Genomic DNA, 13,903 nt, shown 5'->3' on the forward strand with positions numbered 1-13,903 from the left:
GGAATTAGCACATGACTGACTCGACTCAACTGTTCCCCATATTCGCCGAAGAAACCCTGCCAGGCGGCGGCCACCGTTCGTTCATCCTCAAGCGCGGCCAACTGCTGCGCCTGACCGACCTGCGCGGCGGCGCCAACGTCAGCCTGACGCTGCTCAACGCCAACGAGAAAAGCGAACGCCTGAGCCTGCCCGACAGCCTCAAGTGCCAGCACACCGCCAAGCTCACCAGCGGCCATTGCCTGTACTCGGACATGGGCCGCGTACTCGCGGCCATCACGGCCGACACCTGTGGCTGGAGCGACAGCCTCGGCGGCGTGCTGTGCGCTGAAGAAGTCGCGCAAAAATACGGTGCAGGCCGTTATCAGGAACTGCGCAATGGCTTCTTCCGCAACGGCACCGACAACCTGCTGGTGGAGCTGGGTAAATGGGGGCTGGGCCTGTCCGACCTGCTGATGACCCTCAACCTGTTCAGCCGGGTGAACGTTGACGAGGCTGGGGCTTTTCACTTCGTTGCGGGCAATTCCAAAGCAGGGGACTACATCGAGCTGTATGCGCCGATGGACACGCTGGTGGTGCTGACCGCCCTGCAACATCCGATGGACCCGGCGCCCGATTATGCGCCCCAACCCCTGAAGCTCAGCTGGATGAACGCCGACGCCAGCGTCGCCGAGCATTGCCGCACTTCGCGCCCGGAAAACGAGCGCGGCTTCATCAACACCGACCGCCTGTTCGCCTGAGGATCGCTGCCATGTCACTCGCTATCGCCACCCCACAACAGCTACCTGAAACGGCGGCCTACCGCGCCACCATCCCGGCTGGCGAACCTTTTCTGCTGGAGGTCAAGACGGGGCAGACCCTGCGCATCCTTGACCTTGAGGGTAACCAAGCGGTCGACACCTTGTTCTACAGCCTCGCCAACCCCAGGGAGCGGTACGACGTACAGCGCACTCTGCGTCGGCAGAACAGCGTCTATCTGGGCACCGGGAGCGTGCTGTATTCCAACCTCGGCAGGCCGATGCTGACCATAGTCGCCGACACCTGCGGCCGTCACGACACCCTCGGCGGCGCCTGCGCGCAAGAGAGCAACACCGTGCGATACGCCCTGGAGAAACGCTACATGCACAGCTGCCGCGATAACTACCTGCGGGCCTGCGCCCACGACGGCCGCTTGAGCAAGGGTGATATCGGGCCAAACATCAATTTTTTCATGAATGTACCGGTGACGGCGGACGGCGGGTTGACGTTTGAGGACGGCATTTCAGCGCCGGGCAAGTACGTTGAACTGCGCGCAGAGATGGACGTGATCATGCTGATCTCCAACTGCCCGCAACTGAACAACCCGTGCAATGCCTACAACCCGACTGCGGCGGAGGTGCTGGTATGGAACTGAAAATGAAGCAGTTGCGCAAATGGCTGTTCGCCCTGTGCCAGGCCCGCTCAGGCCAGTGCCTGAAAAAGTGAGAACGCCATAGCCCCTGTGGGAGCGGGCTTGCCCGCGATAGCGGTGGGTCAGTCGGCATCGATGTTGGAGTGCCGGCCTCATCGCGGGCAAGCCCGCTCCCACAGTGAACGATGGTGTTCTGAAGAAAATTGAATCTGCAGTCGGGGACGACCCCGGCGCCTGTCGAAAAACTGCGGGACGGCCCGCATCCCCTCCAGGGGTTTGCCATGTTCGAAAAAGTCCTGATTGCCAACCGTGGCGCCATTGCCTGCCGAATCCTGCGCACCCTGCGAGAGCTGCAGGTCAAGGGCGCGGCCGTTTACTCCGAAGCCGATGCCGCCAGCCTGCACATCCTGCAGGCCGACGAAGCGCACAGCCTGGGTGAAGGCGCTGCCGCCGGCACCTACCTCGTCGTCGAGAAAATCCTTGCCATCGCCAAGGCCAGCGGCGCCACTGCGATCCATCCCGGCTACGGCTTCCTTTCAGAAAACGCCGCATTCGCCGAGGCCTGTGAAGCCGCGCACATCGCATTCATCGGCCCCACGCCCGAGCAGCTGCGGGTGTTCGGCCTCAAGCACACGGCGCGAGCACTGGCCCGCAAGCAGGGTGTGCCGATGCTCGAAGGCACCGAGTTGCTCGACAGCCTCGACGATGCCCTGCTTGCCGGCGAACAGGTGGGCTACCCGGTAATGCTCAAAAGTACGGCCGGTGGCGGTGGCATCGGCATGCGTGTCTGCCGCAGCGCCGCCGAGTTGAGCGAATCCTTTGAAGCGGTCAAGCGCCTGGGCCAGAACAACTTCAGCGACGCCGGGGTCTTCATCGAGAAGTACATCCAGCGCGCCCGACATCTCGAAGTCCAGGTGTTTGGCGATGGTCGCGGTGAAGTGCTGGCACTGGGTGTACGCGACTGCTCGGTGCAGCGCCGCAACCAGAAAGTCCTCGAAGAAACCCCTGCACCCAACCTGCCTGAAGGCATGGCTGACGAGCTCTGCGCAGCGGCTATCAAGCTGGCGAAGGCGGTCAACTATCGCAGTGCCGGCACTGTGGAGTTCGTCTTCGACAGCGCAGACCAGCGCTTCTATTTTCTCGAAGTGAACACCCGCCTCCAGGTGGAACATGGCGTCACCGAACAGGTGTGGGGTGTGGATCTGGTGCGCTGGATGATCGAACTGGCGGCCGGTGATCTGCCGCCGCTGAGCGAGTTGAGCCGCAGCTTGCAGCCTCAGGGTCACGCGATTCAGGCGCGGTTGTATGCCGAAGATCCCGGCCGGGACTTTCAACCGAGCCCTGGCTTGCTCACCACCGTGAACTTCCCGGCCGCCGACGGCAAACACCTGCGTATCGACACCTGGGTGGAAGCCGGTTGTGAGATTCCACCCTACTTCGACCCGATGATCGCCAAGGTCATCTGCTGGGCGCCGAGCCGCGAAGAAGCGGCCGGCGATCTGCATCGAGTCCTGGGCGACAGCCAGCTCTACGGCGTGGAAACCAACCGCGATTACCTGCGCCAGATCCTGCTCGACGCGCCGTTCGCCAGCGGTCAGCCGTGGACCCGTTGCCTTGAAAACCTGGTGTATCAGGCCAACACCTTTGAGGTGCTTAGCGCCGGTACCCAAACCAGCGTGCAGGACTATCCCGGACGTCTTGGCTACTGGGCGGTGGGCGTGCCGCCTTCAGGGCCCATGGACAGTCGCGCATTGCGCCTGGGCAACCGCTTGCTGGGTAACGACGAAGATGCCGCGGCCCTGGAAATTACCATGAGCGGGCCGCTGCTGCGCTTTAATTGCGACGCCGTGGTGGCGGTCACCGGGGCGGCGATTCCACTGACCTTGAACGCAGAAGCGGTGGCGATGAACACCACGCTGCTGATCCCGGCCGGATCCACCCTGAGCCTCGGCACAATAGCCGGCGCAGGTGCTCGCAGCTATCTGTGCCTGCGGGGCGGGCTACAGGTTCCGGACTACCTGGGCAGCAAAAGCACCTTCACCCTCGGCCAGTTTGGCGGCCACGGCGGTCGCGCATTACGCGCAGGCGATGTGCTGCACGTGCCGGCGCTGCAGGAGCGCAGCACTGGCATTACCCTGCCCGAAGCACAGCTCGGCGAGTTGCCCGCCGTCCGGCAAATTCGGGTGATCTACGGGCCCCACGGCGCCCCGGAATATTTCACCGAGCACTACATGGGTACGTTCTTCGCGACTCAGTGGGAAGTGCACTTCAACTCCAGCCGCACCGGTGTGCGCCTGATCGGGCCCAAGCCTGAATGGGTACGTGCCGACGGTGGCGAGGCGGGCCTGCACCCCTCGAACATCCATGACAATCCGTACGCCATTGGCGCGGTGGATTTCACCGGCGACATGCCGGTCATCCTCGGGCCGGACGGGCCGAGTCTGGGCGGCTTCGTTTGCCCGGTGACTGTTATCGAGGCGGACCTGTGGCAGCTTGGGCAGCTCAAGGCCGGAGACAAAGTGCAGTTCCACCCCGTCGATGTCCAGACCGCCCGCTATCTCGCCTGCAAATGGGATACCTGTGGGAGCTGGCTCGCCCGCGATGGGGCCCGACCAGGCAACGCATCAACTTCATCGCTGGCAAGCCAGCTCCCACAGGGCCTTATGTCGCCTGTGGTGTTGGAGTTGGGTCAGGGGGATACGCGGTTGGTTGCAAGGTTGTCGGGGGATACGCATCTGCTACTGGAAATCGGTGCGCCCGAGCTCGACCTGGTGCTGCGCTTCCGCGCCCACGCCCTCATGCAAGCCCTGGAAAGCAAACACCTGCATGGCGTGATCGACCTGACGCCCGGCATCCGCTCGCTGCAAGTGCACTACCAACCCGAGCAATTGCCCCTCGCCGATCTGCTGGGCATCGTTGCCGGCGAATGGGACGCCGTATGCGCCGCCAAGGACCTGCAAGTGCCCTCGCGCATTGTCCACCTGCCCTTGTCCTGGGACGATCCAGCGTGCCAGTTGGCGATCGAGAAATACATGACCACCGTGCGCAAGGATGCCCCATGGTGCCCGAGCAACCTGGAGTTCATCCGCCGCATCAACGACCTGCCGAACCTCGACGAAGTGCAGCGCACGGTGTTCGACGCCAGCTACCTGGTGATGGGCCTGGGCGACGTGTACCTGGGGGCTCCCGTGGCCACCCCGCTGGACCCCCGCCATCGCCTGGTGACCACCAAGTACAACCCTGCGCGCACCTGGACTGCGGAAAATTCCGTCGGTATCGGCGGCGCCTACATGTGTGTCTACGGCATGGAGGGCCCTGGCGGCTACCAGTTCGTCGGCCGCACGTTGCAGATGTGGAACCGCTATCGCGAAGTCGCCGCATTCGATGGCAAACCCTGGTTGCTGCGCTTCTTCGACCAGATCCGCTTCTACCCGGTCAGCGCCGAAGAACTGCTGCGCATCCGGCGGGATTTTCCCTTGGGTCGCTTCGAGCTGAACATCGAGCACAGCCAGCTGAACCTCGCTGACTATCAGGATTTCCTCGCGAAGGAAGCACAGACCATCGCGGCGTTTCGCGCTCAGCAGCAAGGCGCATTCAACGCCGAGCGCGAACGCTGGATAGCCAGCGGCCAGGCGCATTTCGACAGCGACGAGCCGGCCCCGCCAGTGACCGAGGACGCGGCGCTGGCCAGCGGCGAAATGAGCGTCGACAGCCATATCGCCGGCAACCTCTGGCAGGTTCAGGTCGAGGCCGGCAGCCGGGTTCAGGCCGGTGATGTGCTGGTGATCCTGGAGTCGATGAAGATGGAAATCCCGCTGATCGCGCCGATGGCCGGCATCGTCCGCGAGGTCCGCGTGCAACCGGGTTCGCCGGTGCGCGCCGGACAACGCGTGGTGGTACTGGAACTCGACTGAATCCATTTTGCAAAAGGACTGAAAGCATGAACATCAACCTGCAACTCGACGCCCTGCGCACGGCCTACCGCGATGGCAGCCTCACCCCTCGTCAACTGCTCCCGGGTCTGCGCGACAAGGCCGCAGCGCTGAACCCGGATTATCACCTGTTCATCCATTTGCTCAGCGCCGACGAGCTCGAACCTTACCTTGCCGCACTCGACGGTCGTGACATCGAGAGCCTGCCGCTGTACGGCGTGCCGTTCGCGATCAAGGACAACATCGACCTGGCAGGCATCCCGACCACCGCTGCGTGCCCGGCGTTTGCCTATGTGCCGGAGCGCTCGGCGACCCTCGTCGAGCAGTTGCTGGCGCTGGGCGCGATTCCCCTGGGCAAGACCAATCTCGATCAGTTCGCCACCGGCCTCAATGGCAGTCGCTCGCCATATGGAGCCTGCCCCAACAGCGTGTTGCCGGAGTATCCATCGGGCGGTTCCAGTGCCGGGTCTTCGCTGGCGGTCGCCCTGGGTGTGGCGAGTTTCGCGTTGGGCACCGACACGGCGGGCTCCGGACGCGTGCCGGCCGCACTGAACAATCTGGTGGGGATGAAAGCCACCAAAGGCTTGATCTCCACCGCAGGCGTCGTCCCGGCCTGTCGCACCCTCGATTGCGTCACCACTTTCACTGCTACCGCCCGGGAAGCCAGCCAGCTTTTGGCGCTGACCGCGCAGCTGGACCCACGGGACGCGTACAGCCGCAGCAATCCGCTGTGGAATGACGGCTCGGCATTCGGTACTGCGCGCCCGTTCCGCTTCGGCGTGCCGCGAGCGCAGGATCTGGAGTTCTTCGGTTGTCCTGAAGGGCCGCTGCTGTTCGGTGATGCCATCGACCGCCTCAAGGCGCTGGGTGGCGAGGCGGTCGAGCTGGATCTTTCGCCCTTTCTCGAAGCGGCGCGCCTGCTCTACGAAGGCCCCTGGGTCGCCGAGCGCTACAGCGTGGCCGGGGAATTGATGGAGCGCAATCCAGAGGCGGTGCTGCCGGTCATCCGCGCGGTGTTGGCCAAGGCGCCTGCGGTAGATGGCGTGCAAACCTTCCGCGCGCAGTACCGCCTGCAAGCCTTGAAAGCACTTTGCGACAAGGCGCTGGAAAACCTCGATTGCGTTGTTACGCCGACCATCGGCCGTCCTGTGACTTTGGCCGAACTGCATGCCGAACCGGTACAGCGCAATTCGGAGCTAGGGTACTACACCAACTTCATGAACCTGCTCGACTACGCCGCCGTGGCCGTGCCCAGCGCCTTCATGGGCAATGGCCTGCCGTGGGGCGTGACGCTGTTTGGCCGGGCGTTTACCGATCAATACCTGCTAAGCGTGGCCGAGGGTTTCCAGCATCCCGACGAGGCCTCCACGCCCGCCCCGGTCGCCCGCAATGATCGCGCCAGGCTGGTGGTGTGCGGTGCCCACCTGGACGGGCTGGCGCTCAACTGGCAGCTCAAGCGCCGGGGAGCGACGCTGGTCGAGACCACTTTCAGTTCAGCGGACTATTGCCTGTACGCATTGGCCGGTGGCCCACCGTTTCGCCCGGGAATGGTGCGGGTTAAGGACGGCGGCGTGGCCATTGCGGTGGAGGTCTGGGAATTACCGAGCAGCGAACTGGGCTCGTTCCTCACCGGCATCCCGGCGCCTTTGGGCCTGGGTAAAGTGCAGTTGGCAGATGGCCGTTGGGAGAGCGGATTTATCTGTGAAAGTTATGGCCTGGAAGGCGCAGTCGACATCAGCCATTGTGGCGGATGGCGTGCGTATCTGACAGATCGGCAGTGACCTCACGCTTCGCGAGCAAGCCCGCTCTTGTAGGAGCAAGGCTTGCCCGCAATGACACCCTCCCTGCCACCACCCGTCCTGATCCTTACCAATTCACCCTGCAAATCCCACAGTTATTTCCCCGCAGTGCCTTTAGAATGTTTTGCACCGGATCATTGCCAACGGAATTGTCATGCCGCTTCGCTCGCCGCTGTATTCGCAACGTTCATTGGTTTTCACCCTGATTGCCTTGCTCGGCGCCGGCTTCCTGGCCACGTCCTTGCTCAGCTATTACGCCTCGCGCGCGTCGATCCGCGACAGCATCGTCAACACCGAGCTGCCGCTGACATCGGACACCGTCTATTCGGAAATCCAGAAAGACCTGGTCCGGCCGATCCTGATTTCCTCGATGATGTCCCGCGACACCTTCATGCGAGACTGGGTGGTGGACGGCGAGCAGAACCCCGAGCAGATGACCCGCTACCTCAATGAAGTGATGACGCACTACGGTGCCTACACCGCGTTTTTCGTCTCCAACGCCAGCCTCACCTACTACCACGCCAAAGGCGTGCTCAAGCAGATCAAGGTCACCGAGCCCCGCGATGCCTGGTACTTTCGCGTGCGCGACATGGCCGAGCCCTACGAGATCAACGTCGATCCGGACCTGGCCAACAAGGACAACCTGACCTTCTTCATCAACTACAAGGTCTATGACTACAACAACCGATTCATCGGCGCAGCAGGCGTCGGCCTGACCGTCGATGCAGTGATCAAGCTGATCGACCGCTACCAGCAGCGCTATCAACGCAGCGTGTACTTCGTCGACACCTTCGGCCGCCTGGTGCTGACCGGCGCAGAAGGCGGGCCTCAAGGCGCGCACATCGGGCAGACCCTGAGCGAACTCGACAGCATGAAGAGCCTCGTCAGCCAACTGCCCAAACCCAACAGCGGCAGCTACGAGTACTCGGTTCAGGGCGAGGGCCATTTCCTCAACGTGCGGTTTATTCCGGAGCTCAACTGGTACCTGTTCGTCGAAAAGCGCGAAGACGGCGCACTGAGCGAAATTCGTCATTCGCTGTACCTCAATTTGCTGATCTGCCTGCTCGTCACCCTGATCGTGCTGGCCCTGCTGAACCGTGTGATCAAGCGCTACCAGCGCCGCATCCACGCCCAGGCCACCCTCGACAGCCTGACCGACCTGCCCAACCGACGCGGCTTCGATCTGCTGGCCGCGCAAGCCATGCATGAAGCGCAGCGCGAGCCGAAACCGCTGACCGCGTTGCTGCTCGACCTGGACCATTTCAAGGCGTTGAACGACACCTATGGCCACCTCGCCGGCGACCAGGTACTGATCGGCTTTGCCCGGGACCTGGAAAGCTGCCTGCGCCATTCCGACATCGTCTGCCGCTGGGGCGGCGAAGAGTTCATTGTGTTGCTCAAAGACACCGATGGCGAGACTGGCCAGATGATCGCCGAGAAAATCCGCCGGCACGTCGAGCAGCAGGACTATGCCTATAACGGTCATTCGCTGAAGCTGACCGTGAGCATCGGCCTCACCACCCTGCAACCTGACGACACCTTGCACACATTGCTGTCCCGGGCGGATCATGCGATGTATCGGGCCAAGCAAACCGGCCGCAACCGCACCTGCGTGCTATCCCACTCAAGCAGTCCACACACCGTTCATGAATAAACCAGATACCTGCCCGGCCTGCGGTGCGCCCAACGATTGCACCCTGGCCGACCCGCGCACCGCCGCACGGGCCTGCTGGTGCTACGGCGTCAGCATCGACCCGGCAGTGCTTGAAGCCTTGCCCGCCGAACTGCGCAACGCCACCTGCCTGTGCCCCCGCTGCGCCGGCGTCGAGGCGCAACTGCAAGCAGGCGCCCGGCCGATCACGTAAGATACGCGGCCTTTTCCTGCCGACGCCCCGTCATGCGTGTAGACCGTTTTCTCAGCAATCTGCCGTGCTTCAACCGCAAGCAGGTGCGCCTGTTGCTGGTGGAAAAACGCGTGCGCATCGATGGCAGTATCGTCAGCGACCCGCACGCCGAAGTCCGCGAATTCAGCCGGGTCGAAGTCGATGGCGCGGTGTTACAGCCTGGCAAGCCCGTGCGTCACTACATGCTGCACAAACCCCCTGGCTGCGTCAGCGCTACCCGCGACCCGGAGCACCCGACCGTCCTCGACCTGATCCACGAGCCGGACAAGGAGGACTTGCACATCGCCGGTCGCCTGGACTTCAACACCACCGGCCTGATGCTCATCACCAACGACGGCAGCTGGTCGCGGCGCCTGACCCAGCCCCAGACCAAACTGCCCAAGGTCTATTACGTCGAGACCGAGCAACTGATCGGCCCCGAATATGCGCGCAAGTTTACCAAGGGCCTGTACTTCGCGTTCGAAGACCTGACCACCCTGCCCGCCAACCTGGAGGTGCTTGGCCCCAGGTCGGCACGCCTGAGCATCGTCGAAGGTCGGTATCACCAGGTGAAGCGCATGTTCGGCCACTTCGACAACAAAGTGCTGCGCCTGCACCGCGAGCGCATGGGGCCGCTGGTGCTCGACAGCTCGTTGAACCCGGGGGAATACCGCCCGCTGAGTGCCCAAGAGATCGAAATGATCTAAGCGGGCTACCGCTGAGCAGAAGTTGTCGAACAATTTGCCAAAGGTACTTGCGCGATGCCTTCGCCCCTGCTTGAATCAGGTCGTCAGCCGAAATGTGACTGATGAGTCACAACATACTTCTAAGAAACTTTTTGCCGGTTAGTGAACCCTCAGGTTCCGCCTCAGACCAGCAAACTGCCCGCCAATAATAATACCCGTCGACCTGCCTTACCGGATCGACATGGGCCTCGCAAAATTCCAGGCATATGCCTACCTGTCACAAAGCTCGTGCAATCTCATTTGCGCGCATACCCGCTTGCCAGGAGTCTTATGACATGAGGCCAGAAATCGCTGTGCTGGATATACAAGGTCAGTATCGGGTTTACACGGAGTTCTATCGCGCAGACGCCGCAGAGAAGACCATCATCTTGGTCAACGGCTCGATGGCCACGACTGCGTCGTTTGCACAAACCGTGAAAAACCTGCATCCGCAGTTCAACGTGGTCTGCTACGACCAGCCCTACGCGGGCAAGTCGAAGGCCCACAACCTGCACGAGAAATTGCTGACCAAGGAAGTCGAAGGGCAGATCCTGCTGGAGCTGATCGATCACTTCGCCGCCGAACACGTGCTGTCGTTCTCCTGGGGCGGCGCCGCCACCCTGGTGGCGCTCGCGCAGCAGCCACGGCGCATCGAAAAAGCCGTGATCAGCTCGTTCTCCCCGGAGATCAATGCGCACATGCTCGACTACCTCGAGCGCGGCATCGACTACCTCGGCAGCCGTGACGGCGACCGTGTCGGCAACCTGGTCAACAGCACCATCGGCAAGCACCTGCCAACGCTGTTCAAGCGCTTCAACTACCGCCACGTCAGCAGCCTGGCCGAGCACGAGTACGGGCAGATGCACTTCCACATCAGCGACCTGCTCAACAGTGACCGCCAGTGCTTCCTCAAGGCGTCAGAGAAGATCAAGGTGCCGGTGCTGTTCATGAATGGCGAATGGGACGAATACACCGCCGCCGACGGCGCGCAACTGTTCGCCAACCACGTGCAGCACAGCACCTTTACCACTCTGGAGGCGACCGGCCACTTCCTCGACATGGAACACAAGGCTGCCTGCCGCGACAGCCGCAACGCCCTGCTCGGCTTCCTCAAACCCGCGCAACATGAAAGCCGAACCCGTTACCACTACGTCCAGGATCACCATGCACTGGCAATCTGAAACAGAGTCATCGCGAGCAAGCCCCTCCCGCTGTGCAGGAGCAAGGCTTGCCCGCGATTGACCGCCGTATGGTTTTTTTGAACGGTTTCACCTGTACTAAAGCCTTGCACTTAAAGAAAAACTTCATTTCCGCGCGCACATCTGGTACAAAGTCAGCCGCTCTGAGCGGGTGTCGTATAATGGCATTACTCCAGCTTCCCAAGCTGATAACGAGGGTTCGATTCCCTTCACCCGCTCCACTCGGATTTCGCACTCGCGTTGTTGTTTTGACGGGAGATGCACGTAAAGAAAAAAACCGGCCTTGATGGCCGGTTTTTTTATTTCCACAGATTCCCCGGCACCACACCCGGACACCTGGAGAACCAGGCGCCCAAGCGCAGCACCCAGCTCAATCAGTCCGTCTCAAGCGTATAGCTCTTGCTCACAAACAACCCCGCGAACAACGACTTGTCTTCCTTGAAGCTGTACGCCTCCTTGAACTTGCCATCGGCAACCAGCTTTTGCGCAATCGCGCATTCCGAGTCGCTGTGCTGCTTGGCCTTGGCGCCGAAGTCGTTCTGGAACGTTGACAGGCCGGCCGCTGCGCAGTAACCGGCGAACTCCTTCTGCTTGGTCGCGGCCTGGTATTCGTCGAAGCCATCCTTGAGTTCATCAAAGCCCTTGTAGGTCAGCGAGTAGCTGGCCACCTTGGCTTTGCGCGCGAAGTTGCCCACGGCTTCGGCGATGACGGTTTGCCCGGTGGAGGTGCTGTAGGCGCCGACGATGAAGCCGCTGAACGCCGCCTTGAGCTGTTCCTGGACGTCGTCCAGCGGCGGTATCGAGGCGAATGAAGCCTCGCGTACGATGCGCCCGACTTCACTGCCGTCGTTGCGGTGTACTACCACGAATTTCATCGAGCCTTCACCGTCATCGGAGCGCTTGAGGGTGAAATCCAGGTCGACCTTGGTGCCGATATCGCCGGTAGCAGCGCTGATGAACGCACCGGTAAACGGCAGGCGGGCGACCATGTTGCTGCCCCACGAGAAGTTTGAGCTGACGACGCGACCGTACTGATCGACCTCGGCCCGCGGCTGGATTTCGTCTGCCACCTCCGACACCAGTACTACGTCACCACCTTTCTGCGAGAGGTAGGGATTGCTCAGGTCCAGGCCCAGCAACTGGACGTGGATCTCGCCGTCCTTGCTGTCGCCGGAGCGACTGACCTTCAGGGCATCGGCCTTGAGGTACACGCCACCCGCTTTGCCGCCACCGGTGGTGGAGGTGATCAGGTAGCGGGACCAGGCGGCCAGGCCGCTTTCCGCCGTATTGGCGTTGAGACCGGCGAGCATGCCCATCATGCTCTTGAGGAATTTGTCAGCGCCATTGGTATTGGCGGCGACCAGGCGGATCTCCGGGGCCTCCACAGTGAGGTTGCCGGACCAGAACGAATAGGATACGTCCCCTTCGTTCAGCACGTTCTCAAGGAAAAACTGTTCCTTGAGTTCGTCGTAATAACCCAGGGTTTCCTTTTTTCCGGCACTGGACAGCATCGAGCCGACAATGCCGAGGATCACCACGCCGGCGACCGCGGCGGCGATGATGATTTGTTTCTTGTTCATCGATTTCATATTGGCGGTGCCTTACTGAATTTGGGCGGAAGCTTGCTGCCAAGCTGTCACGTAGCGCTCGGAGACTTCAGGCGTCCAGCTGAAGTCGATGCCGGCGTTTGGAAATTCCTTGGCCAGCACGGCACCAAACGACACGCGGTCGGCGCAGTGATCCTGCTTGCAAGCCTCTGGATCGCCAACGGCGTATACGCGGAACGTTGGAATCGCACGGCCGTCTTCCAGGGGCAGGTAAGGCGTCATGTTCGCGGCATGGATCACGTACCACTGATCCTCCAGCTCTACATCGGCCTGGACCCGGCCCTTGCGCGGGAAGTCGATTTCATAGAAGTCGCCGCGTTTGCCGGTGACGTGAATCATCATCGGCACCGCCGAGGTCGAGGACGACGGATCGAGCAGGGTCATGGGTGCGGCGAACGTCACCTTGATCCCGGCCATCTGCGCCAGCGCTTCGGTCTCGCGGCCCTTGAACGCGGTCATGCCGTCCTTGAGCTGCTCGTAACGGGCGAGTACGCGGTTGTGCAGTTCAGCCATCTGCTGCTGCTGGCGACGGGCTTCACGCAGACGAGTCTCCTCACGACGCTGGGCGTAGTTGGTGCCTTCACGCGCATCGAAGTAGAACTCGCCACGGTTCTCACCCATGCGATTGCGCACGATCTTGTCCTTGTCGTCGTTGGAGTAGCCGGACGCCGGGTAGAGGGTTTCCAGGTTCTTGGCGATGAACAGGTTCGACAGGTCGACCGTGGTGGGCGAGGTTGCTTTCACCAGTTGATACACCTCCAGCACCGCACGCTTGTACTCCGCCGGATCGAGGGCGAAGCTTTCGTCCGCCGTGATCGCCACGTAGTACGGGTCGCTGCTGAACGGCGACAGGATGCGATAGGTGGAGCGCTGGTAAGCCAGGTACACCTTCATGCCACGCGCCGGGATTTCGCCGAGCTGGAACAGCGCCTGGTCGGCGTTGTTGCTGAGGAATGACAGCGACTTGCCTTTGACGGCGGCACTGATGGACTGATTGAACATCAACCCGCTCGGGTGCACGTAGGTGCGCGACCAGGTGTCCCCGCGATAGGTGTTGGGGATCGACCAGCGCAACTTGTCGAAAGCACCTTCGGCATAACCGGAGATGCCACAGGGCATCGCTGGAGTGGAGGCGAAGGCAAAGCTGGAGTCGTTTTCGTCGATAGCGCTTTTGCTGATCAACCATTTGCAGCCGCTGGCATCTGTGATGCCGACGAGATTCTTGTTGGCCAGGACCAGCGCACGGCCAAGGTCTGCGGACTGCACGGCAGCGACTGCTGCAGGCGGTGCGACGGGGGCTGCGGGTGTTGGCGGGGCTGCTTCTGGGGCTGGGGCCGGGGCGGGGACGGAAACCGGGGCGACAGCGACAGG

Annotated in this window: 10 protein-coding genes and 1 tRNA gene; 9 read left to right on the top strand and 2 right to left on the bottom strand. The window is 62.0% G+C overall.

All coding sequences use genetic code 11. From position 1 onward, the window contains the following. The first annotated feature begins 11 nt into the window (after positions 1-11). From UB23_RS07925 to UB23_RS07965, 9 genes are all read left to right on the top strand, one after another. Positions 12-737 carry an urea amidolyase associated protein UAAP1 gene (locus UB23_RS07925; protein WP_045058792.1) on the top strand — a complete coding sequence of 242 codons (726 nt, stop codon included), beginning with the start codon at positions 12-14 and terminating at the stop codon, positions 735-737. A gap of 11 nt (positions 738-748) precedes the next feature. After that, the gene (locus UB23_RS07930) at positions 749-1,390 is read left to right on the top strand and encodes an urea amidolyase associated protein UAAP2 (protein WP_045058793.1); all 642 of its coding nucleotides are present in this window, start codon (positions 749-751) and stop codon (positions 1,388-1,390) included. A 278-nt stretch (positions 1,391-1,668) separates the two neighbouring features. Then, entirely contained in the window at positions 1,669-5,301 is a 3,633-nt protein-coding gene (gene uca / locus UB23_RS07935) for an urea carboxylase (protein ID WP_045058794.1), read from the top strand. Between the two features lie 26 nt (positions 5,302-5,327). Further along, a complete protein-coding gene (atzF, locus tag UB23_RS07940) occupies positions 5,328-7,100 on the top strand; it encodes an allophanate hydrolase (protein WP_045058795.1) in 1,773 nt (590 codons plus the stop codon). A 172-nt stretch (positions 7,101-7,272) separates the two neighbouring features. Continuing rightward, positions 7,273-8,772, top strand: coding sequence for a sensor domain-containing diguanylate cyclase (locus tag UB23_RS07945; RefSeq protein WP_045058796.1), 1,500 nt, complete (start codon positions 7,273-7,275; stop codon positions 8,770-8,772). Continuing rightward, positions 8,765-8,983 (top strand): cysteine-rich CWC family protein, encoded by a 219-nt coding sequence (locus UB23_RS07950; RefSeq protein WP_045058797.1) that lies wholly within the window; start codon positions 8,765-8,767, stop codon positions 8,981-8,983. Before UB23_RS07945 ends, UB23_RS07950 begins: the two co-directional genes overlap by 8 nt. A gap of 32 nt (positions 8,984-9,015) precedes the next feature. Further along, positions 9,016-9,708 carry a pseudouridine synthase gene (locus UB23_RS07955; protein WP_045058798.1) on the top strand — a complete coding sequence of 231 codons (693 nt, stop codon included), beginning with the start codon at positions 9,016-9,018 and terminating at the stop codon, positions 9,706-9,708. A 314-nt stretch (positions 9,709-10,022) separates the two neighbouring features. Then, the gene (locus tag UB23_RS07960) at positions 10,023-10,907 is read left to right on the top strand and encodes an alpha/beta fold hydrolase (RefSeq protein WP_045058799.1); all 885 of its coding nucleotides are present in this window, start codon (positions 10,023-10,025) and stop codon (positions 10,905-10,907) included. Positions 10,908-11,072: 165 nt separating this feature from the next. Continuing rightward, positions 11,073-11,146, top strand: a tRNA-Gly gene (locus tag UB23_RS07965). 153 nt (positions 11,147-11,299) lie between these two features. On the opposite strand, the gene UB23_RS07970 is transcribed toward UB23_RS07965, so the two are convergent. Beyond that, positions 11,300-12,514 carry a hypothetical protein gene (locus UB23_RS07970; protein ID WP_045058800.1) on the bottom strand — a complete coding sequence of 405 codons (1,215 nt, stop codon included), beginning with the start codon at positions 12,512-12,514 and terminating at the stop codon, positions 11,300-11,302. A gap of 12 nt (positions 12,515-12,526) precedes the next feature. After that, positions 12,527-13,903: hypothetical protein (locus tag UB23_RS07975; RefSeq protein ID WP_045058803.1), on the bottom strand; the 1,377-nt coding region annotated here is incomplete at its 5' end.

It is taken from the genome of Pseudomonas sp. ES3-33, assembly GCF_000952175.1.
GTDB lineage: Bacteria > Pseudomonadota > Gammaproteobacteria > Pseudomonadales > Pseudomonadaceae > Aquipseudomonas > Aquipseudomonas gregormendelii.